The organism is Acinetobacter sp. SFA (assembly GCF_001647535.1).
GTDB classification, from domain to species: domain Bacteria; phylum Pseudomonadota; class Gammaproteobacteria; order Pseudomonadales; family Moraxellaceae; genus Acinetobacter; species Acinetobacter pecorum.
Genome location: NZ_LSZI01000020.1, coordinates 1 through 24,263, shown reverse-complemented (window position 1 = coordinate 24,263; position 24,263 = coordinate 1). Strand labels below are relative to the sequence as shown.

The following is a 24,263-nucleotide window of genomic DNA, read 5'->3' as shown; positions in this document are numbered from 1 at the left end:
TAAATATATATTTATATGAGTTAAAATTTATTCTAAATATTTTTTATTATTTTATGTAATTTTATTGGTTTTTAAATCCGACTAAAATGCTTATATTTATATATTCGAATGTAGATTGTTTTAGTTGGATTAATACTTTTTAATCTGATTAAAATGCTTGGTTTTAAAATAAAGAATAAAATTAATCAAACTATTTTGGTTGGTTTTATAAGGGGTGAATATCAATGTCACAATCTTTCACATCATTTTATATTGATAAAAAACACGCCAAAAAAAGAACATGCTGGAGGCATGTTCTTTTTAAGCTTTGTGAGGGGGACTGGACTTAGAAGTCGTAACGCATGCCTAGGGAAAGTCCTAAACTGTCTTCACCGCGTACTCCACCTACAGTATTGGTACGACCTTGTGCCCAAGGGGTAAGGTTTGAGTTTTCATCATTTAGTACAGTTGCTATGTTGCCATAAATGCGAACTGTTGGATCTAAACGGTGCTCAAGTCCGATTGCCAGCAAAGTTGCATTCGCATCATCAGCATCGACATCGCGGTGGAATACTTCACCACGGAATGAGGTTTTTGGTGCAAATTTATATTCACCGGCTACACCAAATACTTGTGCATCTGGGTTTGCTTCAGAGTTATCGTGTTGAAGGAATTGGTATAAACCACCCAGGTTGAATTCAGGTGTGATTTTGTAAGCACCTGCGATACGGAAACCATCGCGCTCACCACGGGCAGCTTCTTCTTCGTAATGTTCATATGCAGCGGCGAAATCAACTTTACCTTCTTTATAGGTTAAAGCGAGGTCGTATGCCTTGTCTTTGTCTTTAGCGCCATCTTTAGTGGCGTCCGGGCTATTTGCTTCATGAAGTGACAAAGCCCCCAACACATTGAAACCGCCAGCAAATTTAGGTGATTTATATTCAATCGTATTGGCATTACGTTCATCAAAACGTAAGTTGCCAGCGCGGGTGACATTACGAATATCACCAACCATGTCACCAAAAAAATTGACCGGGCCACGTGCAACTTTAAACGGGCTGTCAAAGCGACCTACACGTGCTTGACCAAAGTCACCTTTTAAACCGACAAAAGTATCGCGGGTTGCAAATTCGAGATCATCATTTGCAGAACCACTAGAAAAGTTAATTTCTTGTTCAATTTGAGCAAAAACAGTCATTCCGTTTTCTAATTCTTGTTCAGCTTTAAAGCCTAAGCGTGAAGAATTTGAAGAAAGCCCCACTTCATTATAATCTGCACCATCATCCAGATAATCTAAAGAAACGTGTGCGCGACCATACACTTTAACATCAGCAGCAGCTGCCATGACCGGTGTTAAAATTGTTGCCCCAACTGCTAATGCGCAAAGAGTTTTTTTCATGTGTAGCTCCAATAAGACTTTTTTGGTCCTAACAAAGGTGTTGTGGTAGCTTTGTTAAATTTTGCTACCGTCCTGTATTGGTGCTAAGTATTAATTACAAATAAGACAGTAAGATTAAGGAAATATTTCAAATCTATTAAATGTTTCGTTTTGTAAGAACATTGAGGATGGGCGAATTTGTGTTCTAAAAATTATTACTATTCAAAATTTTGTCTTGGTATTTTTTATCAGCTTTTCTAAAGCGTAAATTAAAATGCACGATGAGGGCGAAAAAAATGGAGCCGAAGCTCCATTTTTGGATGTTAAGAATTTCTTAAAGGGCAGCTTTGATTTTCTCGGCCAAGGCTTTGATTTTTTCCTGATCGCCCATCTGCACAGCATGTTTGCCAAGATTGTGTAAAGAGGTTGGCACCAGATGAAAATGTATATGCGGTACCGTCTGACCCGCTGCAGCGCCAGATAACTGCATCAGTACGATGCCATCTACCCCTAAACCTTTTTCAATGGCTTTTGCAACTTTCTGTACGATCTGAATCGTATAAGCAGCCGCTTCAGGTGGCAAATCCAGTAAAGTGATTGCAGGAGTCTTCGGAACTACCAGTGTATGACCGTCTGCCTGAGGCATGATGTCCATAAATGCAAGAACTTGGTCATCTTCATACACTTTTATCGCAGGAAGTTCACCGCGTAGAATTCGTGCAAAAATATTCTGATCATCATAAGTCATAAGTACATTCCTTGAGCGTCATTAAACTGAATTATTTACAGTTCAATTCTTTCTGACGTTCTTTGATCGCGTCAAGACGTTGTTGCTCTTTTTCCGAGAATTTTGGCTTGGTTGTATAACAATTATCATTACCGAACTTGGCTTTTGCTTCAGGATCTTTGAAACAGAAACCTTTAGACGCGTAAATTACGTCGTGATCATTTTTTAATTTTTTGCACTCTTGTTCAGATGCAAGAACCGATGTTGAAGCCCCGAACAAAGTTGCAAAGCCAATCAATGCTGCAACAGAAAATTTCTTCATGAGAGTTTCCTCTGGGTTATCCACTATTTGTACCTGCTTAACAGTCACAATATGAGGTTTCGTTATCATTATTCAATGGCGAGATATTACTCAATGGTAATATTACTCCATGATTCATACATTTTTACAGCACTGGAAAAATCACTGTTTTTATCCGATAGATCGCTAGCTGCCTGAATCAGGTTCTGGGTTAAAGATAACACAGGTGCAGAAAGTTTGGCTTCGCGGGCGAGATCGATTGCAATCCCGGTGTCTTTGGCCAGAAGTGGCAGGGCAAAGGTTACAGGAAAACTTCGATTTAAAATCCGCTGTGGCAATACGGTTTCGGTCACCATGCTTTTCCCACTTGAAGCATTAATGCAATCTAGTGCTTCATGCAGATTTACTCCATGTGCTTTCAGGGTAGTAAAGCCCTCAGCAACGGCACACAGGTTTACAGCCATTAACATATTATTTACCGCCTTCACAGCAAAACCCGCACCAGATTCACCCACATGCTTGATCAGTTTGCCAAAAGCCCGCATCGCAGGGAGAGCATGTTCATAACCCTGTACATTGCCACCCACCATCACAGTTAAAGTACCATTTTCAGCACCAATGGTCTGGCCACTGACAGGTGCATCCAGAAAAATCACCCCACGTTCAGCCAGTTGTACTACCAGTTTTTGCGCTGAATCCGGTACACCACTGGTACAGTCGACCCAGACTGAGCCGGATTTAAGCGGTAAATCTTCCAGAAGTTGCTCTACATCGGTACTGGTTGGCAGGCAGGAAAAAATCACATCTGCCTGAACAGCCTGTTCAAGGCTAACAGCCTGGGTGCCATATTCAGCAGCATGCTCTTCTGCCTTGTTGAAAGTACGGTTCCAGACATAGACCGTATCAAAATGCTTGGGTAAATGTGCTGCCATACGATAACCCATTGCACCTAAGCCGATAAATGCGACTGACTGAATCATGCTGTACCCTCTGCATATGTATAAATATATTGATAAGTTTGAATATTTTTACTGGTACTTAAATCTGCTTTAAGCGTCGAGACGTTTTGAGCGTTGCACCAGCCAGGTCGTCATTTTTGGCCAGAATGTATTGGCTGTTTTCTGATTGGACATCAGGCCGAGATGACCGCCTGGAATCAGAGTAAACGTCTTATCCTGGCTACTTGTCAAATCCAGCAATGGTCTGGCGGATGATTCTGTCACAATCTGGTCAGTTTGACCTGCACCTACCAAAAGGGAGCAGCTAATATTCTTGAGCTCAATGGTACGACCATTCAAAGTAATAGAACCCTGCTTTAATGGATTTTGTAGCCACAAATGCAGCATCATGTCCTGATTAATCCCACCTGGATAATCGATCATTTTATTCAGGAAATTTCCCATAGTTGCGTGTTCATAGACATCTTCGGCACGATCAAGATTTAGCAAAAACCGCTTTTGGCTTTTGAACCAGCCAATCGGGTCAAGTAATTTAAAGCCCAAGGCATTTAAAATACCCGGTGTATGAATATACTGTTTTGGAATCAGCCCTTGATGAATGGCCTGTTTTAGATTTTTATTTTTAGAAATCAGTTTATTGGTTGTAGAAAACAGTTTGCCGACACGTCCTGAAGCATAACTGTCAATCGGACTGCCGACTACGATCAGATTCTTGACATGTTCCGGCGAATGCAGGGCGGTATAAAGCGTGACAAATACGCCTGCCATACTCCAGCCATGTAGGGAAATCAGCTGACTACCTGAATGATTGCAGATCGTTTCAATAGACTGGGGAATAGCAGAATCGATAAAAGATAAAAAGTTCAGATGACGATGCTTAAAGTCAAAACGTTTCCACTCCACCAGATAGACATCAAAACCGCTATGCTGAAAATGCTTGACCAGTGAACGATAGGGATACAGGTCATAGATATCCATATTAACGGCCAGGGGAGCAATAAAGACCAATGGTTCCTTATATTTTTTGTCGGGTGAGGCGTAATATCGGATTTTGTAAAACTGGGTGCCAGCAATATATTCAAAAAGGGTTTTTTGCGACAGAATCAGTGAGGAGGCATTAAACACCCGGGTCTTGAGGTGTTTCAATTTTTTTTGCTGACGCTGAAAATTTTGTTTTAACTGAATCATGTAAATAAAATATCCGTATCCGCGGAAGGATTGATCGAAGTCTAAGCAATAATCGCTTATTATGCCTTGACCTGAAATAGCTTAGGCGCTCAAAATGTTGGCAATTTTTTACAAAAGGCAGCCTTAGGGCTGAAGTAAAGTGATGAGCCAGCAAGACGATATTAACTACCAATTAGAAACTTTAGCCATCCGTACTGGTCACACCCGTAGCTTTGAGGGTGAGCATGGCGAACCGATTTTTCTAACATCGTCATTTGTTTATGAAAATGCCGCAGAAGCTGCCGCAAAATTTTCAGGCCAAGAGCCGGGTAATATCTACTCTCGCTTTACTAACCCGACCGTTGCCATGTTTGAAAAGCGTCTGGCTGCTTTAGAAGGTGCAGAGCGCGCCGTTGCCACCAGTTCAGGTATGGCAGCGATTATGGCAGTAGCAATGGCATTTTTGAAAGCAGGCGATCATGTAATCTGTTCACGTGCAGTATTTGGTTCCACCGTTTCTTTATTTGAAAAATATGTTGCTAAATTCGGTGTAGCAGTTGATTTTGTCGACTTGACTGATCTGGATGCCTGGAAAAATGCCATCAAGCCTGAAACCAAATTACTTTTTGTAGAGTCTCCATCCAATCCGCTGGCAGAAGTGGCAGACATTCAAGCCCTGGCAGATATTGCCCATGCCAATAATGCTTTGCTGGCCATTGATAACAGCTTCTGTACCCCAGTATTACAACAACCAATCAAATTTGGTGCTGACCTCGTTGTATATTCAGCTACGAAGTACCTTGATGGTCAGGGTCGTGCATTAGGCGGTGCAGTCGTGGGTAATCACAAGGTACTGGAAGAAATCTTCGGTTATGTGCGTACTACCGGCCCGTCAATGAGCCCGTTCAATGCCTGGGTGTTCCTAAAAGGCTTGGAAACGCTACGCTTACGTATGCGTGAACATTCTGCCAGTGCTCAAAAACTGGCGGAATTTCTGAATGCGCATCCGAAAGTTGAAAAAGTGTATTACGCAGGTTTGCCTGAACATGTTGGTCATGCACTGGCAGCAAAACAGCAAACCGGTTTTGGCGGTATCGTGTCTTTTGAAGTGAAAGGTGGTCGTGAAGGCGCCTGGACAGTAATTGACAATACCAAGTTCATTTCAATTACTGGTAATCTGGGTGATGTGAAATCAACTATTACTCATCCGGCAACCACGACTCATGGCAAACTGTCTCCAGAAGCCAAGGCGGCAGCAGGTATCCGTGAAGGTTTAATTCGCGTTTCTGTTGGTTTGGAAGAGATTGGTGATATTATTCGTGATATTACTCGCGGTTTAGATCTTATCTAATTTTATAAATTTATGTTCGGAGATATTTATGAACATTAACATGTTGATGCAGCAAGCTCAGCGTATGCAAAAAGAAGTTGAAAATAACGTAAAAAAAGCCAAGGAAGAGCTGGCACAAACTGAAGTGCATGCGGAAGCGGGTGGTGGTCTGGTGAAAGTGACTATGACTTGCCGTAATGTAGTAAAGCGTATCGAAATCAATCCAGAATTACTTCAGGATGATCCAGACATGATTGAAGACCTGATTGCAGCTGCAATGAATGATGCAGCGCGTCAGGCAGAACTGGTTTCTGATGAAAGAATGAAAGCAGCAAATTCGGGCATGGGTTTACCACCTGGCTTGGCTGGCATGTTCTAAGGAAGAATGCGCAATGTTTAGTGATCGTTTTGATCAACTGGTTCAAGCATTACGCATATTGCCAAGCGTGGGGCCGAAATCGGCTCAGCGCATGGCATTGCACTTGATCATGAAAAATCGTGAGGGTGCAGTAGGTCTGGCACATGCCTTGACTGAGGCAACCAACCACATTCATGAATGCTCGATCTGTCATTCACTTACTGAAGATGAAGTCTGCAATATCTGTACGTCTCTTGATCGTGATGATGAACTGCTGTGCGTAGTGGAATCTCCGGCAGATGTGATGGCGATTGAACAAAGCGGCAGTTTTCGTGGTAAATATCATGTATTGGGCGGACATCTGTCTCCACTTGACGGGATTGGTCCGGAAGAAATTGGTATTCCGTATTTGTTGCAACGCTTGAGTCAGGGGCGGGTCAAAGAAGTGATTCTGGCCACCAATGCGACAGTTGAAGGGCAGGCCACGGCACATTATCTGGTAGAAGCCAGTAAACATTTGCCAATCCAGATGACCCGTATCGCACAAGGTGTACCGCAAGGCGGAGAACTGGAATATGTCGATAGTCACACTTTGAGTCAGGCTGTGCATAATCGTATGCGAATTAAGTAAAATATTAATTATCTTTTTTCGATATATAATATAAAAAATATATTATTAAGAAGTTTTAGTGTCTTATTATCTGCAGTTATCTGAGAAAAATGAAACAAATAGTTTAAGTAAGGCATAATATTTTTATATATAAATTCTATATATGGGGTAATATGGTTTTATCGAGCATCTAAATTTAGACTCAGTCTTTATGTTTCAATTTATTCAACACCAGCACGACTTAACTCCTGTACTGAAACTAATGGACCAGAATTCAGTTTACGGGTTGGATACCGAGTTTATCAAGGTCGATACCTTGTGGCCTAAGCTGGGTGTGTTCCAGATTAATGTAGACAACCAGGTTTATTTGCTGGATGGTACCACACTGGATTTGACTGAGTTCCTTAATAAAATTTTTGACGCACAGCAAAATATTTTTCATGCCTGTAGTGAAGATATCGACCTGATCTATCACTATACCCAGAAAAAATCGCTGAGTAATGTATTCGATACCCAGATCGGTATGTCATTTCTGGGACATGGTTTGCAAGTTAGCTATCAAAATGCACTCAAGCAGATGCTGGAAGTCGATATTGAAAAAGACCAGACCCGTTCTGACTGGCTGGCACGTCCACTCAGCTCAGACCAATTACTGTATGCGGCCAATGATGTGCATTATCTGGTACAACTGTCGGAAAAAATCAAACATGAGCTGGATGCGAAAGATCTGCTGGATTTTGCCTTACAGGATTGTCGTTTCCTGACACAGGAAATTGGTAAAGATACACCTACGGCCTTGTTGTATCAGGATGTTGGAAATTACCGGCATTCACGCCGTCAACTGATGCAATTGCAGCAATTGATGGTCTGGCGTGATCAGATTGCCAAAGCATTGAATCAGCCACGCAGTTTTATCCTGAAAAATTCGAGCATGATTGATCTGGTCGAAAAGTTTCCGCGCAATAATTTTCAGCTTAGCCATGTTAAAGATATTCGGGGCAATATTTTACGCGAACATGGCAAAACGATTTTAGATCTGTTGAAATTCCTGCCTGACCAGGCCGAATGGCCCTTACGCCTGGCACGTCCAATCCGCCACTCTTCCCGAGATATCGGCGACAGAATTGATGCAATTATTCAACATGTGGTCAATGAAACCTCGATTCCCAAAGAAGTGCTGATGCGCAAGAAATGGTTGAATGCACTGTATCAGCATGTAGTCTTTCACAAGGATGAACAGGATCTGCCGGATTATCTGCTTGGATGGCGCTATGAGTTATTAACTCGGCCCCTGATTGAGGTATTGCATCAGGATGAATCTTATCTGTCTACCCAGATGAAAGTCAGCGAGTGATTGGCTGCAGGATTGGTTAAAGAAAAAGCAATTATACAAAATCACGACTGATGCATGAGACGTGGCTAATGTTTCTGTCTTTTTTTTGATGTATCCTTGCGGTTGTTTTTCCAGAAAAGTCGTTTGAAATATGCAAGTGTCTATCTACAAATCCAGCAAAAAAAGTGAAATGTATCTGTATGTGGCGCGTCCTGCGAATGAAAGCGAAGCTGAAACATTCGAGCCTTTAAGTGTATTAACTGAAGCGGTACAGGCAGCATTTGGGCGTGCGACTTTTGTCATGCATCTTGAATTAAGCGAATCACGTAAACTGGCACGTGCCAATGTTCTGCATGTGATGGATTCTATTGAAACCCGCGGTTTCTTTCTGCAAATGCCGCCCGAAGGTTTAATTGACCCGAATGCTGTAGAGCCAGAAGGGCTTCGTGGTGCTTAATGTTAATTCAGGAGTTGTGAAATGAATGGTTATGTCGCTGTATTAGACTCAATTCCTGAACAGAGCATTGCCGTAGCAGTTTACCTGCTCGGCAGCTTGATTGCTTTATGGTGCTGGTATGGTGTGACCAAACGCTTGCCTAAACCTATGGGTGGTTTTTTGTGGATTATGGCCTTCGCTGTTTTGCTGACACCCACTGTGTCTGAGGGACCGAATGCTTCCATTGCACCCGCGATTTTTGGGCTGTTATTCGGGATGCTGACCAAAGAGCAGCCTTTAGTTTGGATTAATGCGTCACTTATTTTATTTGTCATTGGGATCGGTTCTGTGATTGGCTATTGCTGGTCGACTTATGTGTCGAACAAAAGCAATATTCGTGTTCACGAGAAAAGTTCACCGCTGTAAGTAAAAAATAAGGTTCAATCATGTCTGCTGATATTCAACAATTTTCAGGTACCGATCAGTACATTGCGACTGACAGTTTAAAACTTGCGGTGAAAGCTGCACGCAGTTTGCAAAAACCGTTACTGGTCAAAGGTGAGCCGGGTACAGGTAAAACTTTACTGGCCGAGCAAGTCGCACAAAGTCTGGGTTTAAAATTGATCACCTGGCACATTAAATCCACCACCAAAGCACAGCAAGGCCTGTATGAATACGATGCCGTATCGCGCCTGCGCGATAGTCAGTTGGGTGATGATCGTGTCTATGACATCAAGAACTACATTAAGCCTGGCAAATTGTGGGAAGCCTTTACCAGTGAAGAGCGCTGTGTCCTGCTGATTGATGAAATTGACAAGGCAGACATCGAGTTTCCAAATGACTTGCTGCATGAACTTGATAAAATGTCGTTCTATGTATACGAGACAGGCGAAACCATTACGGCAACACAGCGTCCAATCGTAATCATTACCTCAAATAATGAAAAAGAATTGCCAGATGCTTTCCTGCGCCGTTGCTTCTTCCATTACATCGAATTCCCGGATGAAGCCACTATGCGTGAAATCATCGATGTGCATTTTGCCAATATCTCTGCAACATTGGTGAATGAAGCCTTACAGGTATTCTTCCAACTTCGTAAAGTTCCGGGTTTAAAAAAACCACCTTCAACTTCTGAACTGATCGACTGGCTCAGCCTGCTCATGGCAGATGATATGCCGGAAGATATTCTGCGCAATACTGATAAATCCAAAGCAATTCCGCCTCTATACGGCGCCTTGATTAAAAATGAGCAAGATGTACAGTTGCTTGAACGTCTAGCATTTATGTCACGTCGTTAAGGGAGAAACACGCATGTTTGTGCGACTGTTTTATACCTTACGCAAATACGGCGTACCGGTATCGACCCGCGAATTGATTGACCTGAATCAGGCGGTTGCTGCAGGTCTGGTGTTTGCCGATCAGGACGAGTTCTATCAGCTGGTCAAAACCGTCATGGTCAAAGACGAGCGCTATTTCGACAAGTTCGATCGTGCCATGAAAGACTATTTTGATGGTATCGCGACCTTTGATCTGGATGAACTGCTAAATCAGGTGCATAAGCTGCCCAAAGACTGGTTCGATCTCGAATTACTCGAGAAGCATCTGACCCCGGAGCAGCGCGAAGAGCTGAAAAAAGCCGGATCGCTAGAAGAACTGATGAAAATGCTGGAAGAGCGTCTGCGCGAACAGCATAAAAAACATCAGGGCGGTAACAAGATGATTGGTACCGGTGGTACTTCACCCTTTGGTGCCTATGGCGATCATCCTGAAGGTGTGCGTATTGGCGGGCCGGGACGTAAGCGTTCTGCGGTGAAAGTCTGGGAGCAGCGTCAATACCGCAATCTGGATGATGAACAGATTTTGGGTAGCCGCCAGATGCAGATGGCATTGCGCCGTTTGCGTAAGTTTGCCCGTCAGGGTGCAGCCGAAGAACTGGATATTGATGGTACGATTCGTGAAACGGCCAAGCAGGGTATTCTGGATGTACAACTGGTGCCCGAGCGTCGTAACCGTATTAAAGTTTTAATGCTGTTCGATGTCGGTGGTTCGATGGATGCGCATATTGCCCAGTGTGAAAAGCTGTTCAGTGCTGCGAAAACCGAATTCAAAACCCTGGAATATTTTTATTTTCATAACTGTCTGTACGACTATGTCTGGAAAGATAATGTCCGTCGTTCCAGTTCACGCATGAATACCTGGGATTTGTTCAATACCTATGGCCGCGATTACCGCGTGATTGTGGTCGGTGATGCCAGTATGGCACCGTATGAGCTGAATTCTGTCGGTGGTTCGGTTGAATATATGAATGATGAAGCTGGACAGGTCTGGTTACAGCGTCTGCGTCAGCATTTTGATAAAACTGCCTGGCTGAATCCGGAAGAAGAAAAATACTGGCATTACACCCATACCATTGGTCTGATCCAGCAAATATTTGAAAATCATATGTTTCCAATGACGCTGAAAGGCATTGAAGACATGACCAAATATCTTGCGCGTTAATTCTATTTATCTATAAGTGACTTTAGTTAGAGTTATTAGTGATTTAAAACAAATTATTCTAGTATAAAGTCACTCATTATCTTTTATTTAAAATCTCGGGCATGATTATGACTCATCAAATTAATGGTATTGCATTACCCAATGAAGAGGGTTTTTTTGGTCGATATGGCGGTCAGTTTATTCCACCCGATCTGAAACAGGCCATGGATGATATTAATGTGGCCTATCAGGAAATTCGTCAGACTGAAGAATTTCAGAATGAACTGAAAGACCTGTTTGCTCATTATGTCGGTCGTCCAAGTCCTTTATTTCATGCCAAACGCCTTTCTGAACAGCTCGGTGGAGCACAGATTTATTTAAAACGTGAAGATCTGAATCATACCGGCGCGCACAAGATCAATCACTGTCTGGGTGAAGCTTTACTGGCCAAATATATGGGCAAGACCAAAGTCATCGCAGAAACTGGTGCCGGCCAGCATGGTGTTGCTTTGGCAACTGCATGTGCCTTGGTGGGTATCCCATGTGAAATTCATATGGGGCAAGTGGATATCGAAAAAGAACATCCAAACGTCGTCAAGATGAAAATTCTGGGTGCCAAACTGATTTCTGTGACTCGCGGTACAGCTACGCTTAAAGATGCAGTCGATAGCGCTTTTGAAGAATATTTGAAAGATCCGAAAAATTACATCTATGCTATCGGTTCAGTGGTTGGACCGCACCCATTCCCGATGATGGTACGTGATTTTCAGTCGATTATTGGCGATGAAATTAAAGTTCAGACCAATGAACGTTTTGGTGCAAATCCTGATTATATCGTTGCTTGTGTTGGTGGTGGTTCTAATGCAGTCGGCGCATTCACTGCATTTTTAAATGAACCGGATGTGAAGCTGGTTGGCGTTGAGCCAGCAGGTCATGGTTTAGATACCGATATGCATTCAGCTACTTTAACTCTAGGTAAGCCGAGCCAGTTACATGGTATGGCCTGTTATGTTCTGGAAGATGAACAAGGCGAGCCATTGCCAGTGCATTCAATTGCTTCTGGTCTGGATTATCCAGGTGTGGGGCCACAGCATAGTTTGCTGAAAGATTTGGGTCGGGTCGAGTATACGACTGCGACCGATCAGGAATGTCTGGATGCATTTATGACCTTGTCACGCGTAGAAGGCATTGTGCCTGCACTGGAAAGTTCGCATGCGGTGGCTTGGGCCATTCGTGAAGCAGGGAAACTGCCAAAGGATACAAAAATTGTGGTTAACCTATCGGGTCGTGGTGATAAAGACTCAGATTATGTTGCAGAAAAACTCGGTTTAAACTGATTTTATTCAAAATGTTGATATAAAAAATCCCGGTACATGTGTCGGGATTTTTTATATCTCAAATATGATGGTTTATCTTTGTGTTCTTTAAATTTTGGGATATTTAAATGGTCTTTCTATGTTGGGGAGTAGAGGCAGTATTATTTTAACCTGAGATATATTGCTGTAATTGCTCAATCAGTTTGCGTTGGTCCTCCATAGCCGCTTTGACCAAATCTCCAATTGAAATCAAACCGATCAGTTTTTCATGTTCGACCACAGGTAAGTGACGCAGGTGACGATCAGTCATCAGCGATAAACAGTCTTCTACCGTAGTGGCTGATGTCACGGTAATCACTTTAGAAGTCATGATCTCATTGACTGTAGTATCAAATGAGGTTCTTTGCATCAGGGCAATCTTACGGGTGTAATCCCGTTCTGACAAAATCCCCACCACGCTGTCTTCATGGGTGACTACCAGCGCCCCGATTCCTTTTTCGGCCATCAAGGTGATGGCCTCTAAAACTGTAGAATCTGGACGGATGGTATAAATAGCTTGATGCATTTTTTCACTGAGCACCTGTGCCACATTGGTCATGCTTAATCATCCTTATCGGTCAATTTATTATTAATCCTTGAGTATGTATTCAACCTGAACATCTCTAGGTTTTTAAGTTTTACTCTTTATAAATAGCATGTTATTTAAGCAATGTGCAGTCTTTGTTGCGAAAAAAATAGGTGACGCATTTGTGCAGCAGTTAGTTTAAGTCTGGTGCCATTGGTATTGCATAGGGCGGGTGTAACATTCAGTCGTGATAAGGTTGGTAATAACGCATTTTCAAAATCTTCAGAATTGATTTTACGTGGAATGTAATGTGGCCAATGTTGTTGAGCGTAATTTTGGGCATCGAGTGGATTAAGCCAAAATGGAAAGATGCAGTCTTCGTGGTCGCGCATCATTGCCCAACCTTTATGATATGCGCCCCATAGCTCGCCACAATTCATCATGGATTTCAGCATTGTAATCTTCAGAAGAAATTCTTTGCAGATCGGATCAATTTGAATAATTGTTCGTGGTTTCATTGGAATTAAGTGCTATTGGATGACAGCCCCTATTCTAGAAACTTTATAAGTAATTACTGTTTCAGCTTTGCAAGTAATCGTAAGAAAATATGTATTGATTGCGGTTTATTGAAAATATGGCTGAAAAAAACGCCACCTAGGTGACGTTCTTTTATGCTTTCATCGTGGCCATGTTTTGCCAGTACTGGGCTTTGAGTGAATCTCGTTCTACACGGAAACCTTGATAGTAAAGTTCTGCTAAAAAAAGTGCTGCTTTACCATGGCCGGCGCGAGCTGCTTCTTCAAGCTGTTTTACCGCATCGACAAAGTTCATTTGTGATTGAATGGTATTCACGGCATCTGCATACAGATGTTCCAGGTCATGCTGAGAGAATTGTTGAATCATATATAAACTCCTTAATTTTAATTATGATTTCAGGATAGACTTATGAGTCTAAATACAAATATAAATTAGTATTGTTAAACTAATATTACAAAATAATGGAAAAGTCAACTATTCGAATTTGTCTGTTTACTTCAGTTATAGTTTAACTGATTAAACTATACACAATTATAAATATTATTAAGCTACATTGTAAATGGATAGCAAACAACAAGGAGAAAGCCATGACGACAAGAACTTTAGATGGTGTGAAATTTGATATGCCGCCGACTGCAGGACAAATTATGGAGCTTGCAGATTTGCATCGCAAAAAGCTTGATGCTGCTATATTTAGTAAATACACCCATTTGGGTGAATATGGTCTGGCACAGCGCAAAGAAGTATATGATTTTACTCGTGAGCTGGACGAAAACCAGCGTGAGCAGTTTTATAAACTCTATAATGGCGAATTAGTCCGTATTGCAGATGAAGACCGCTTGCATCCACCTGAAGCAGAAGCAGGTTTAAGTAAATTTGCGATTCTACTCGTACTGGCAGTGGTAGCGGCGGTACTCTATTCTACAATTTTAACCAAAGCAATGAATTAAGCTTGGCATAAGCAGATTTTCAGTCCTTATGAATATTCGGTGTGCTGACTTGAACTTGTGCAATGGCAATCATACACTACCTTTAACCTGAGGTAGTGTATGTCTATAGAGTCAGAAAAACTAAATCAACTTTTCAGCAGAATTAATCTGGAACAGATTTATAATAGTGTTGTTATCTTTATTGTTGCGGTGATCCTGTTTTTAGCCGCATTTGCTTTATATCGTCCGTTGAGCATGTCGCAAGTTACTCAAATTCAGCAATTGTCTAAGCAGCAAAATCTTCCCCAAACTCAGGATATGGCACTCGCTCTGTTAGAGCAGCAGCATATCCGTCGTGGGCAATATCTTAAATTGATGCAGGCTTATCAGCAGGAGTCGTTACGGGTACGTCAGCTTCCACCGGTCTCTGTGGAGATGCGCTAGGGAGAGGACGAGCGGGCAAGTAAAAATTTGCATCAATCAAATTTTGTTCTAAACGCATTTCCAATGCAGTCTTATCCAGTTCTTTACTGACGATGATGAGTGTTAAGCGATCGGGATGGAAGTGCTTGCGTATGGCATTTTGTACATCTGTAGCCGTGATTTGAGCCAAACGGTCCGAATAACCAGATAGATAATTACTTTGCTCGCTATAAAAGCCCATATTGCCTAACTGGGCATTGATAGTGGCATTACTGCTGTAAACGTTAGGGAAGGCACGTAGCATGCCGGCTTTGGTTTCTTCCAGACGCTGACCATCAATGGGTTGGCTAACGAAGTTGATAAATGCCCGATGTGCGACCTGAATGCTGTCTAGCAGTTGATCCTGACGTGTAGCATATTTGAAGCTGAATACTCCGGGCGACTGAGTAAAGCTGATTGAACTATAAGCTCCGTAGGTAAAACCTCGTTTTACCCGAAGCTCCTGCATGAGTACTGAATTAAAACCACCCCCCCCAAATATTCGATTAGCGATCTCTAAAGCCAGTTTATCCGTAGTAAAGCGGGTCGGTCCTAGATGTCCAAAGATGACATGTGCCTGAGACGATTTATAGGGTAAATGTACTACTTCAAAACCAGATTTAATCTCAGGCATTGGTAATGCTGCTGCTTTTTGTCCTTGAGGTAAATTGCCGGCAATTCGTTCAGATAGCTCGAGTGCCTGTTTAGGACTAAGTTTTCCGGTAATGGCAATATTCATATTTTGTGCTACCAGAAATTGATCACGGAATTTTTTTAATAACTCTGCGTTAATTTTTTTGGTACTGCCTTGGGTGCCAGTGACTGGTTCTGCATAAGGATGTTGACCATAAAGGGTGCGATAAAAACGGATATCCATCAGCCGGCTGGGGTTTTCCTGTAGTTGCTTTTGCCCTACTTGGGTATTACTTAAGGCTAAATTGATGCTGGACGGTTTAAATGACGCATTCTTTATAACTTCCATCATCATTGCTAAGGCGGGTTCTAATTTTTTTGGGTCTGAGAGCGTACGTAGACGAATTACGAACATGTCCCGATATGCTTGTACGCTGAATTGTGCACCAGTTTGGTCAAAAACAGCCGCTACCTGATTTGCGCTATATTTATCTGTGCCTTCACGCATCAGTTTGGCTGCCATATTTGACAGACCATACAGTCCTTTAGCAATTTCCTGATCACGGGCCGAGCCAGCATTGAAGGTCAGCTGGATATCTACCATTGGAAGATCTTGAGTTTCAACAAATAGCGTACGTACCTTGTAGCGATTATTCAGGTCATGAATATAAGGAGCCTGAAACTCACGTTGCGGATTGATATTTTTAAGACTTTGCAACAGAGGAATAGACTGTAACTGACTCGGATTATCATTTTGGGCAGGCTGATGGTTCAGATAGTTTTCTGCATGAATAGCCGTACTCAAACTTAAAACACAAATAAGCAAAATTGGATAAACTTGAAGCATTTATAATCCCCGTTACTGGGTGTTTTGTTCGGGTGAGAGATAAAGTGTGCTGAGGTTTTCTCTGACAAAGTAGGCATTGGCGACGCGCTGGATATCCTGAGTACTGACGCTTTCAAAATGTTTTGGTAACTCATCCATCAGGCGATAACTCAGGCCATTAACCTCCAGATTTCCAATCATTCTGGCCTGTCCAGCCAGATCATCCTGACTATAAATCAGACTTGAAATAAAACGTGTACTGATGCGCTCCAGTTCTCGCTCGGAAATAGATTCAGTTTTTAGTAAATCAATTTCATCCTGAATTGCTGCTTGTGCTTCTGCCAGGCTAACACCTGAAACAGGAAGTGCTGAAATACCAAACAGGCTGTCACCACGATTATAAGGATCATAAGACACGCTGACAGAGGTCAGAATTTTACGATCTCTTATCAGGCGATCTTGCAGGCGGGAAGAAATCCCACTGTCCAAAAGACTGCGAATAATACTCAATGCATAGGCATCTTGCGGGTTTTTAGCTGTGGTTAATGATTTTACGTTCCAGGTCATATAAAGATTGGGTACTTGAACATTGCTGTTGATCTCCATATGCCGATAGCCTAGGCGTTCAAATTCTAGTACATCATTGCGCGCTGGGGTGGGGCGTGCGGGAATGTCAGCAAAATATTTTTGTACCTGAGCCAAAGCAGCTTCAGATTCGATATTTCCGACAATCACTAAAATAGCATTATTCGGGCTGTACCAGTCCCGGTACCATTTTTTGACATCATTCAACTGAATATTATTTAGGGTTTTCATATGTCCAATCACTGGCTGACGGTAGTGACTGGTCGGATAACTGATCCATTTAAACCGTTCAAAGGCTTGCGCCCGCGGATTGTCATCAGTACGCTGGCGCCGCTCTTCCATGACGACTTTAATTTCTGGCTCGAAGTCCTGCTGCCGCAGTAATAAATTGCTCATACGGTCAGACTCAAGTTCCAGTGCCATAGGAAAATAGGCTTTAGGATAAAGCTGATAATAATTGGTGTAATTGGTGAAGGTAGCGGCATTGATACTGCCGCCATAAATCCGGCTAAGACGGGTGAATTCATCATTTGGAACTTTATGGGTGCCTTTGAACATCATATGTTCAAGTGCGTGTGAAACTCCCAGAATATTCCCGGATTCATCACTACTGCCGACTTTATACCAGATTTGTGTCATTACCATGGGCGCACGATGGTCTTCCCGAATTATGACTTTTAAACCGTTACTTAACGTGGTTTCAAAAGTAGTCCGTGACAATTCACTTCGGGTTTGTGCCTGAGCTGGGCTAAAGCTCAGGCTAAACAAGACCGCTGCACCGAATGGATAGATCATCTGTTGGATCATTTGAGAGAAAGAGGAGACAGTAAAAAAGGTAGTGAACACTAGATCTCCCAAAATAGGCATTTGTATTTAGAGTTATTTTTAATAAATGCGTGCTTGAAAGCAACCGAGAGCTGTAGCTTTTTGGTATGTTTGTCCAGCAATTGTATTGCTAGCTGCAAAGCAGGCAAGTTATGGTAGAATCTGGGTTTTTAACGCAATGCTTTTCAAGGATTCGGCATGCAACAGCAATCTAATGGGCAAAACAAATTTTTGATTGATGCTGATATCGGAGATGATGATGTCACATTACCGAGCTTACCTGCGGTCAATGTGCCTATCGTAGAAACGCCAAGCGAAGCAGCTGTAGTTTCTGCACCTGTTACCACAGAAACTGAAAATGAAGATTCTGCGGCAAAAGGTGGCTTCTTTAGCCGTATGAAAGAGGGTTTAACCAAAACCCGTAAGAACCTTGCCGATGGGATGGTCAATATCCTGATCGGTGGTAAAGAAATTGATGATGAATTATTAGAAGAAGTTGAAGAACAGCTTCTGGTGGCTGATATTGGTGTCGATGCAACCAAGACCATTATTACTAACCTGACTGAACGTACGGCACGTGGTGATTTGATCTATTCGCATTCACTCTATAAAGCACTTCAGGAAGAGTTGGTGGCTTTATTGGCACCACGGGTAAAACCGCTGCATATTGATCCAAACAAATCACCTTATGTAATTCTGGTGGTGGGTGTAAATGGTGTCGGTAAAACCACGACGATTGGCAAACTGGCCAAACGCCTACAAGGTGAAGGCAAGACTGTTATGCTGGCAGCAGGTGATACTTTCCGTGCAGCTGCAACGGAACAGCTACAGATCTGGGGTGAGCGTAATAATATTGCAGTCGTGGCTCAAGGTCATGGTGCTGACTCGGCTTCGGTCATTTTCGATGCTTTTGAAAGTGCCCGGGCCAAGGGTGTAGATGTATTGATTGCAGATACAGCGGGTCGTTTGCATAATAAAGGTCATTTGATGCAGGAATTGACCAAAGTAAAACGTGTCATGCAGAAAATTGATGCAACTGCACCGCATGAAGTCATGTTGGTGGTGGATGCCGGTACTGGCCAGAATGCCATTAATCAGGTTGAAATGTTTGATGAGGCAGTCGGCTTGACAGGTTTGACCATTACCAAACTGGATGGGACTGCCAAAGGTGGTGTGCTGTTTAATATCGCCAGTCGTACCCATGTGCCGATCCGGTTTATTGGTGTCGGTGAAAAAATTGATGATTTGCGTCCATTTTCCGCTAAGTCATTTGTCGCTGCATTGTTTGAAACTGAAAAATAAATAATGCGTTATAGTTCACACAAACTTCGCCAAGTGCGGAGTTTGTTGTTTTTAGCGGGTTTGAATGCTCTAAAAAGCAGCTTGAAAAAATTAAGCAAAGTTATTTAGCTTAATAAAACCATTATAATTCTACGGGATTATTCAGGCTGTTTTAGCTTGGTTTTGTGGGGTAGAAAATGGCATTGCTAGATAAGATTGGTCAGGTATTAACAAGCGATATAACCAAGGACTTTAAGTTTTCAAAAAAAAACAAACTGAATGATGATCTGGAGCTGACCTTTATTGATCAGTTAAAAAAGCGCCGTAGTATTTATGCGTTGGGTAAACGGGTGCATTATAGTCAGGCCTATCTTTGCGAAATCATTCAGGAAGCAGTGCGCAGTTGTCCTTCCGCCTACGATTCCCAAAGTACGCGCATTGCCGTGTTATTTGCAGATTCTCATCATCAATTCTGGGAAATTGTGAAACAGGTTCAGCGCCAGCATGTACCAGAGCATATTTATGAAGGAGTGGAGCTGAAACTGAATCAGTGTGCTGAAGCCTATGGCACGATTTTATTTTATGAAGATCAGTCCGTGATTCAACAATTGCAAAAGAAAATGCCATTAAATAGTGAAGATTTTCCAGCATGGTCTGAACAAACTTCCGGTATGGCACAATTTGCTGTATGGGCGACATTGGCAGATTCTGGCTTGGGAGCCTCCTTGCAGCATTATAATCCCCTAATTGATGAAAAAGTCGCTGAGCATTTTGACATCGACAAGAATTGGTTGTTGCGTGCCCAGCTGTGCTTTGGATCAATTGAGCAAACGGTAGAAGAAAAATTGCAACAGTTGGATCAGTACCGTTTTAAAATATTGAATTAAAACACTGTGAATAGAGTGGTAGTGAATAGCATGGTGGCTGTGATGAAGTCAGATCCATACCTGCTACTCAGATATAAATCCAAGCGTTATATAAATGAAACACAATGTTATCGAAATGCACCTGTTATGGGTGCTTAAAACACGTAGTATGACTTGATCGATTTATTAATAATCAAGGTATACAGAGGTGAATTCATGACATTTTTAGATCAGATGAAGAAACGCCGTAGCATTTATTCGATTGGAAAAAATGTAAAACTGGATCAGGCAGAAATCGAACAAATTATTAAAGATGCAGTGAAATTCAGTCCTTCATCTTTTAATTCGCAAACCTCACGTGTGGTCATTTTATTTGGTCAATCACATGATACCTTCTGGCATATTGTACGCGAAACTTTGCGTGACCTCGTGTCAGCAGATGCATTTGAGGCAACCAATAACAAGATCAATGCGTTTGCTGCAGGTTACGGTACTGCGCTATTCTATGAAGACCAGGATGTAGTGAAGTCGATGCAGGAGCAGTTCGCACTCTATGCCGATAATTTTCCGGTCTGGTCAGAGCATTCTTCTGCGATTGCACAGTTTGTAACCTGGACTGCTTTGGCAGAAGTAAATATTGGTGCTTCGTTACAGCATTACAACCCAATTATTGATGAAGAGGTCGCACGAACTTTCGATATACCGCCTTCCTGGAAACTTCGCGCTCAACTAGTATTTGGTTCAATAGAAGCACCTGCAGGTGAGAAAACCTTTATAGATGATGCGGAGCGATTCAAGACCTTTACCTAATCAGCTTTAATTAAAAAAACCAGATTAAAAGAAGCAGAGTAATGCTTCTTTTTTTATATATTGGAGTTGTGTTTACCTACTATCTAATATATCTAGCTGAATAAATTCTAGAAGTTCAGGCTGTATTATTTTCAACTTTTGTCATTGGATTGTCATTTAAAAGGCAGATAGTGCTTATTTTTAATAAACAACCAATAACGAGTAATGGATATGGATTTAGGTATTGCGGCAACAGCAGCAGTGTTTTTATTTAGTACATCGGCTTTTTCAGCTGTAACCGTTACAGTACCTGAAGAAATAAAAATTGTTGCCGTAAATGATCAGGAGGTAAAATCAGGTTTCTTGCGTTCAAATCAGGCTTATACCTTGAATGCGGGGGTAAATGCGATTAGCGTACGTTATAACGAATTTTTCCAGCACTCAGATAATTCACATGACATCTTGAAATCTGGCGTAGTTACTGTAAAAACACCTGAGCTGATCGAGGGTGAAACTTATAGGTTAACTTTGATGAACGCTCCTAAAGATTTTGAGGAAGCAAAAAATTATAAAGACCAGCCGATTATTGGGCTTTATGATGCAAAAAATCAGCTGCTGGTTCAGCAGATGGGAGCAAAAGAGACAGCCAGGCCATTATTTGGAAAAAGTATTTTAACCAGGTCTGTAGATTTAACTAGTAAAGCTGTGACTCCCGTCAATCAGTCTGCAGCAGTTTATACTCAGGTAACGGTAGCGCCGAAGACTGTAAATGTGAAAATAGCGGAAAATATGACAGGCAATCAGCTTGATCAGCAATTGATTCAGGTATGGCAGAAAGCATCTAAAGTTGAGCGTCAAAAATTCATGACTTGGCTTGTTGAACAGGCAAATTAAATAATCTTTCAAGAATCAAAAAGATCACTCTTAGGTGATCTTTTTTTATGAAGGCAGAAGAGTAAAATTAACATTTCCTTAAAATTTGCATGCTGAAATAGGTAGAAAAACTCAAAAAAAGTGTTAAAAATAGAGTTTTAGGTTAAAAAATAAACGTACGATGGTTTTTTCTGAATATTTTCAAGAAAAGCTCTTGCGCTTGTTTTGAAACTGTATAGAATACGCAGCACACCAACACAATGCATGAAACGAAACGTTAAGTAATTGGGTTGGAGCTTAAAACTGACGAAGTTTTAAGAAGATCATTAAGAGATTATGAAGAACAACTTGTGTGGATTTTTACTGGTTGATTGATCGAAATTATTTTCATTGATTGATGGTAGAAATTACTCGAAGTTTATTTGAGAAATATTTGTCAGAAAATTGATGAGCCAAGATTGGCACCCTTTAAGGTGCTACNTTACCTAGCGGCGGACGGGTGAGTAATGCTTAGGAATCTGCCTATTAGTGGGGGACAACATCTCGAAAGGGATGCTAATACCGCATACGTCCTACGGGAGAAAGCAGGGGACCTTCGGGCCTTGCGCTAATAGATGAGCCTAAGTCGGATTAGCTAGTTGGTGGGGTAAAGGCCTACCAAGGCGACGATCTGTAGCGGGTCTGAGAGGATGATCCGCCACACTGGGACTGAGACACGGCCCAGACTCCTACGGGAGGCAGCAGTGGGGAATATTGGACAATGGGGGGAACCCTGATCCAGCCATGCCGCGTGTGTGAAGAAGGCCTTTTGGTTGTAAAGCACTTTAAGCGAGGAGGAGGCTACCGAGATTAATACTCTTGGATAGTGGACGTTACTCGCAGAATAAGCACCGGCTAACTCTGTGCCAGCAGCCGCGGTAATACAGAGGGTGCAAGCGTTAATCGGATTTACTGGGCGTAAAGCGCGCGTAGGTGGCCAATTAAGTCAAATGTGAAATCCCCGAGCTTAACTTGGGAATTGCATTCGATACTGGTTGGCTAGAGTATGGGAGAGGATGGTAGAATTCCAGGTGTAGCGGTGAAATGCGTAGAGATCTGGAGGAATACCGATGGCGAAGGCAGCCATCTGGCCTAATACTGACACTGAGGTGCGAAAGCATGGGGAGCAAACAGGATTAGATACCCTGGTAGTCCATGCCGTAAACGATGTCTACTAGCCGTTGGGGCCTTTGAGGCTTTAGTGGCGCAGCTAACGCGATAAGTAGACCGCCTGGGGAGTACGGTCGCAAGACTAAAACTCAAATGAATTGACGGGGGCCCGCACAAGCGGTGGAGCATGTGGTTTAATTCGATGCAACGCGAAGAACCTTACCTGGTCTTGACATAGTAAGAACTTTCCAGAGATGGATTGGTGCCTTCGGGAACTTACATACAGGTGCTGCATGGCTGTCGTCAGCTCGTGTCGTGAGATGTTGGGTTAAGTCCCGCAACGAGCGCAACCCTTTTCCTTATTTGCCAGCGGGTTAAGCCGGGAACTTTAAGGATACTGCCAGTGACAAACTGGAGGAAGGCGGGGACGACGTCAAGTCATCATGGCCCTTACGACCAGGGCTACACACGTGCTACAATGGTCGGTACAAAGGGTTGCTACCACGCGAGTGGATGCTAATCTCAAAAAGCCGATCGTAGTCCGGATTGGAGTCTGCAACTCGACTCCATGAAGTCGGAATCGCTAGTAATCGCGGATCAGAATGCCGCGGTGAATACGTTCCCGGGCCTTGTACACACCGCCCGTCACACCATGGGAGTTTGTTGCACCAGAAGTAGGTAGTCTAACCGCAAGGAGGACGCTTACCACGGTGTGGCCGATGACTGGGGTGAAGTCGTAACAAGGTAGCCGTAGGGGAACCTGCGGCTGGATCACCTCCTTAACGAAAGATTGACGATTGGTAAGAATCCACAACAAGTTGTTCTTCATACGATGTATCTGAGGGTCTGTAGCTCAGTTGGTTAGAGCACACGCTTGATAAGCGTGGGGTCACAAGTTCAAGTCTTGTCAGACCCACCANCAAACAGAACGGAACGATACATTGACTTATTGATAAGCTGGGGACTTAGCTTAGTTGGTAGAGCGCCTGCTTTGCACGCAGGAGGTCAGGAGTTCGACTCTCCTAGTCTCCACCAAATTTCAAGATCATAAAAGCACTGCTTTTACTTGAAATTTAAGCAAGAAGCTACGCTTCGCGCAGTATGTAATCATACAGTGATGAAGTTGTTTAGTTCCTAAGCGATCAGGTGATTAGATCCTAGAGATTAGCAAGTACAAGCGTTATGATGCGCGCACTTGATAATCTCTGTGATTTATCACAGTTTCCTGACCTGACGAAGGCTGGAAAAATCATTAACAGAATATATTTGAGTTGAAATAATTTGTTCATAACTCATTGAATGAAACATAGGCAACTATGAATCAAACAATGATTTACTAGCGAAATTAACTGAATCAAGCGTTTTGGTATATGAATCTAATTGAAGCTGTACTGTAGTTAAATCTACGAAACGCCAACTGTATGAGTAAGTCGCAAGACGAACTCTGTTGCTTATCCTACTTGTAAGGATAAACGACTGTTTGGGGTTGTATAGTCAAGTAATTAAGTGCATGTGGTGGATGCCTTGGCAGTCAGAGGCGATGAAAGACGTGATAGCCTGCGAAAAGCTCC

The 24,263-nt window shown here is 42.5% G+C and carries 24 protein-coding genes, 2 tRNA genes, 2 rRNA genes and 3 pseudogenes; 20 read left to right on the top strand and 11 right to left on the bottom strand.

Features of this window, described 5'->3' with window-relative positions; all coding sequences use genetic code 11:
* Nucleotides 1–325: 325 nt before the first annotated feature.
* The 5 genes from AY607_RS12245 to AY607_RS12225 all read right to left on the bottom strand — a co-directional run bounded on the left by AY607_RS12245 (nt 326) and on the right by AY607_RS12225 (nt 4,532).
* Nucleotides 326–1,378 (bottom strand): porin, encoded by a 1,053-nt coding sequence (locus tag AY607_RS12245; RefSeq protein WP_064095307.1) that lies wholly within the window; start codon nt 1,376–1,378, stop codon nt 326–328.
* Nucleotides 1,379–1,691: 313 nt separating this feature from the next.
* Entirely contained in the window at nt 1,692–2,105 is a 414-nt protein-coding gene (locus AY607_RS12240; protein WP_064095308.1) for an HIT family protein, read from the bottom strand.
* A gap of 31 nt (nt 2,106–2,136) precedes the next feature.
* Nucleotides 2,137–2,406 carry a YARHG domain-containing protein gene (locus AY607_RS12235; protein ID WP_064095309.1) on the bottom strand — a complete coding sequence of 90 codons (270 nt, stop codon included), beginning with the start codon at nt 2,404–2,406 and terminating at the stop codon, nt 2,137–2,139.
* An 86-nt stretch (nt 2,407–2,492) separates the two neighbouring features.
* Nucleotides 2,493–3,365: an NAD(P)-dependent oxidoreductase gene (locus AY607_RS12230; protein WP_064102660.1), complete on the bottom strand. Its 873-nt coding sequence runs from the start codon at nt 3,363–3,365 to the stop codon at nt 2,493–2,495.
* Between the two features lie 69 nt (nt 3,366–3,434).
* A complete protein-coding gene (locus tag AY607_RS12225) occupies nt 3,435–4,532 on the bottom strand; it encodes an alpha/beta fold hydrolase (protein WP_064102659.1) in 1,098 nt (365 codons plus the stop codon).
* Nucleotides 4,533–4,674: 142 nt separating this feature from the next.
* Between AY607_RS12225 and AY607_RS12220 the strand changes: the two genes are divergently transcribed.
* The 9 genes from AY607_RS12220 (at nt 4,675) to trpB (ending at nt 12,393) form a co-directional block, all read left to right on the top strand.
* Nucleotides 4,675–5,862, top strand: a complete 1,188-nt coding sequence (locus AY607_RS12220) for an O-succinylhomoserine sulfhydrylase (RefSeq protein ID WP_064095312.1) — start codon at nt 4,675–4,677, stop codon at nt 5,860–5,862.
* Between the two features lie 28 nt (nt 5,863–5,890).
* Nucleotides 5,891–6,220 (top strand): YbaB/EbfC family nucleoid-associated protein, encoded by a 330-nt coding sequence (locus AY607_RS12215; RefSeq protein WP_004731251.1) that lies wholly within the window; start codon nt 5,891–5,893, stop codon nt 6,218–6,220.
* Between the two features lie 13 nt (nt 6,221–6,233).
* On the top strand, nt 6,234–6,830 hold the full coding sequence (recR, locus tag AY607_RS12210; protein WP_064095313.1) for a recombination mediator RecR: 597 nt from the start codon (nt 6,234–6,236) through the stop codon (nt 6,828–6,830).
* Nucleotides 6,831–7,020: 190 nt separating this feature from the next.
* On the top strand, nt 7,021–8,163 hold the full coding sequence (locus tag AY607_RS12205; RefSeq protein WP_064095314.1) for a ribonuclease D: 1,143 nt from the start codon (nt 7,021–7,023) through the stop codon (nt 8,161–8,163).
* A 130-nt stretch (nt 8,164–8,293) separates the two neighbouring features.
* On the top strand, nt 8,294–8,599 hold the full coding sequence (locus tag AY607_RS12200; RefSeq protein WP_064095315.1) for a YcgL domain-containing protein: 306 nt from the start codon (nt 8,294–8,296) through the stop codon (nt 8,597–8,599).
* Between the two features lie 21 nt (nt 8,600–8,620).
* Nucleotides 8,621–9,004 (top strand): hypothetical protein, encoded by a 384-nt coding sequence (locus tag AY607_RS12195; protein WP_064102658.1) that lies wholly within the window; start codon nt 8,621–8,623, stop codon nt 9,002–9,004.
* Between the two features lie 20 nt (nt 9,005–9,024).
* A complete protein-coding gene (locus AY607_RS12190; protein WP_064102657.1) occupies nt 9,025–9,876 on the top strand; it encodes an AAA family ATPase in 852 nt (283 codons plus the stop codon).
* Between the two features lie 13 nt (nt 9,877–9,889).
* Nucleotides 9,890–11,077, top strand: a complete 1,188-nt coding sequence (locus AY607_RS12185) for a vWA domain-containing protein (protein WP_064095318.1) — start codon at nt 9,890–9,892, stop codon at nt 11,075–11,077.
* Between the two features lie 107 nt (nt 11,078–11,184).
* The gene (trpB, locus tag AY607_RS12180; protein WP_044108946.1) at nt 11,185–12,393 is read left to right on the top strand and encodes a tryptophan synthase subunit beta; all 1,209 of its coding nucleotides are present in this window, start codon (nt 11,185–11,187) and stop codon (nt 12,391–12,393) included.
* 145 nt (nt 12,394–12,538) lie between these two features.
* On the opposite strand, the gene AY607_RS12175 is transcribed toward trpB, so the two are convergent.
* The 3 genes from AY607_RS12175 to AY607_RS12165 form a co-directional block, all read right to left on the bottom strand.
* On the bottom strand, nt 12,539–12,970 hold the full coding sequence (locus AY607_RS12175) for a CBS domain-containing protein (RefSeq protein ID WP_064095320.1): 432 nt from the start codon (nt 12,968–12,970) through the stop codon (nt 12,539–12,541).
* A gap of 104 nt (nt 12,971–13,074) precedes the next feature.
* Nucleotides 13,075–13,455: a DUF2750 domain-containing protein gene (locus AY607_RS12170; RefSeq protein ID WP_064095321.1), complete on the bottom strand. Its 381-nt coding sequence runs from the start codon at nt 13,453–13,455 to the stop codon at nt 13,075–13,077.
* A gap of 151 nt (nt 13,456–13,606) precedes the next feature.
* Nucleotides 13,607–13,840, bottom strand: coding sequence for a hypothetical protein (locus tag AY607_RS12165; RefSeq protein WP_064095322.1), 234 nt, complete (start codon nt 13,838–13,840; stop codon nt 13,607–13,609).
* Nucleotides 13,841–14,061: 221 nt separating this feature from the next.
* Here AY607_RS12165 and AY607_RS12160 point away from each other — a divergent pair, with 221 nt between their 5' ends.
* Together AY607_RS12160 and AY607_RS14885 are read left to right on the top strand one after the other, a co-directional pair.
* The gene (locus tag AY607_RS12160) at nt 14,062–14,424 is read left to right on the top strand and encodes a hypothetical protein (RefSeq protein ID WP_064095323.1); all 363 of its coding nucleotides are present in this window, start codon (nt 14,062–14,064) and stop codon (nt 14,422–14,424) included.
* Nucleotides 14,425–14,523: 99 nt separating this feature from the next.
* Nucleotides 14,524–14,847 (top strand): hypothetical protein, encoded by a 324-nt coding sequence (locus AY607_RS14885; RefSeq protein WP_081408817.1) that lies wholly within the window; start codon nt 14,524–14,526, stop codon nt 14,845–14,847.
* Here the strand turns inward: AY607_RS14885 and AY607_RS15420 are convergent.
* Nucleotides 14,771–15,601 (bottom strand): annotated as a pseudogene (locus AY607_RS15420) (insulinase family protein); the annotation flags it as partial. The gene AY607_RS14885 and the pseudogene AY607_RS15420 overlap by 77 nt on opposite strands.
* 86 nt (nt 15,602–15,687) lie before the next feature.
* Between AY607_RS15420 and AY607_RS15415 the strand changes: the two are divergent.
* Nucleotides 15,688–15,774 (top strand): annotated as a pseudogene (locus tag AY607_RS15415) (hypothetical protein); the annotation flags it as partial.
* Here the strand turns inward: AY607_RS15415 and AY607_RS15410 are convergent.
* Together AY607_RS15410 and AY607_RS12150 are read right to left on the bottom strand one after the other, a co-directional pair.
* Nucleotides 15,737–16,102 (bottom strand): annotated as a pseudogene (locus AY607_RS15410) (insulinase family protein); the annotation flags it as partial. The pseudogenes AY607_RS15415 and AY607_RS15410 sit on opposite strands and share 38 nt — an antisense overlap.
* Nucleotides 16,103–16,357: 255 nt before the next feature.
* Entirely contained in the window at nt 16,358–17,755 is a 1,398-nt protein-coding gene (locus tag AY607_RS12150; protein WP_155858363.1) for a M16 family metallopeptidase, read from the bottom strand.
* A gap of 177 nt (nt 17,756–17,932) precedes the next feature.
* Here AY607_RS12150 and ftsY point away from each other — a divergent pair, with 177 nt between their 5' ends.
* From ftsY to AY607_RS12110, 8 genes are all read left to right on the top strand, one after another.
* Nucleotides 17,933–19,036, top strand: coding sequence for a signal recognition particle-docking protein FtsY (gene ftsY / locus AY607_RS12145; protein WP_064095325.1), 1,104 nt, complete (start codon nt 17,933–17,935; stop codon nt 19,034–19,036).
* Between the two features lie 176 nt (nt 19,037–19,212).
* The gene (locus tag AY607_RS12140) at nt 19,213–19,902 is read left to right on the top strand and encodes a nitroreductase family protein (protein WP_064102655.1); all 690 of its coding nucleotides are present in this window, start codon (nt 19,213–19,215) and stop codon (nt 19,900–19,902) included.
* Nucleotides 19,903–20,097: 195 nt separating this feature from the next.
* On the top strand, nt 20,098–20,691 hold the full coding sequence (locus AY607_RS12135; RefSeq protein WP_064102654.1) for a nitroreductase family protein: 594 nt from the start codon (nt 20,098–20,100) through the stop codon (nt 20,689–20,691).
* 210 nt (nt 20,692–20,901) lie between these two features.
* The gene (locus tag AY607_RS12130) at nt 20,902–21,564 is read left to right on the top strand and encodes a DUF2057 domain-containing protein (protein ID WP_064102653.1); all 663 of its coding nucleotides are present in this window, start codon (nt 20,902–20,904) and stop codon (nt 21,562–21,564) included.
* A gap of 381 nt (nt 21,565–21,945) precedes the next feature.
* Nucleotides 21,946–23,474, top strand: a 16S ribosomal RNA gene (locus tag AY607_RS12125).
* 60 nt (nt 23,475–23,534) lie between these two features.
* A tRNA-Ile gene (locus AY607_RS12120) sits at nt 23,535–23,611 on the top strand.
* Between the two features lie 40 nt (nt 23,612–23,651).
* Nucleotides 23,652–23,727: transfer RNA gene (locus tag AY607_RS12115), tRNA-Ala, on the top strand.
* Between the two features lie 457 nt (nt 23,728–24,184).
* Nucleotides 24,185–24,263 (top strand): 23S ribosomal RNA (locus AY607_RS12110); the annotation flags it as partial.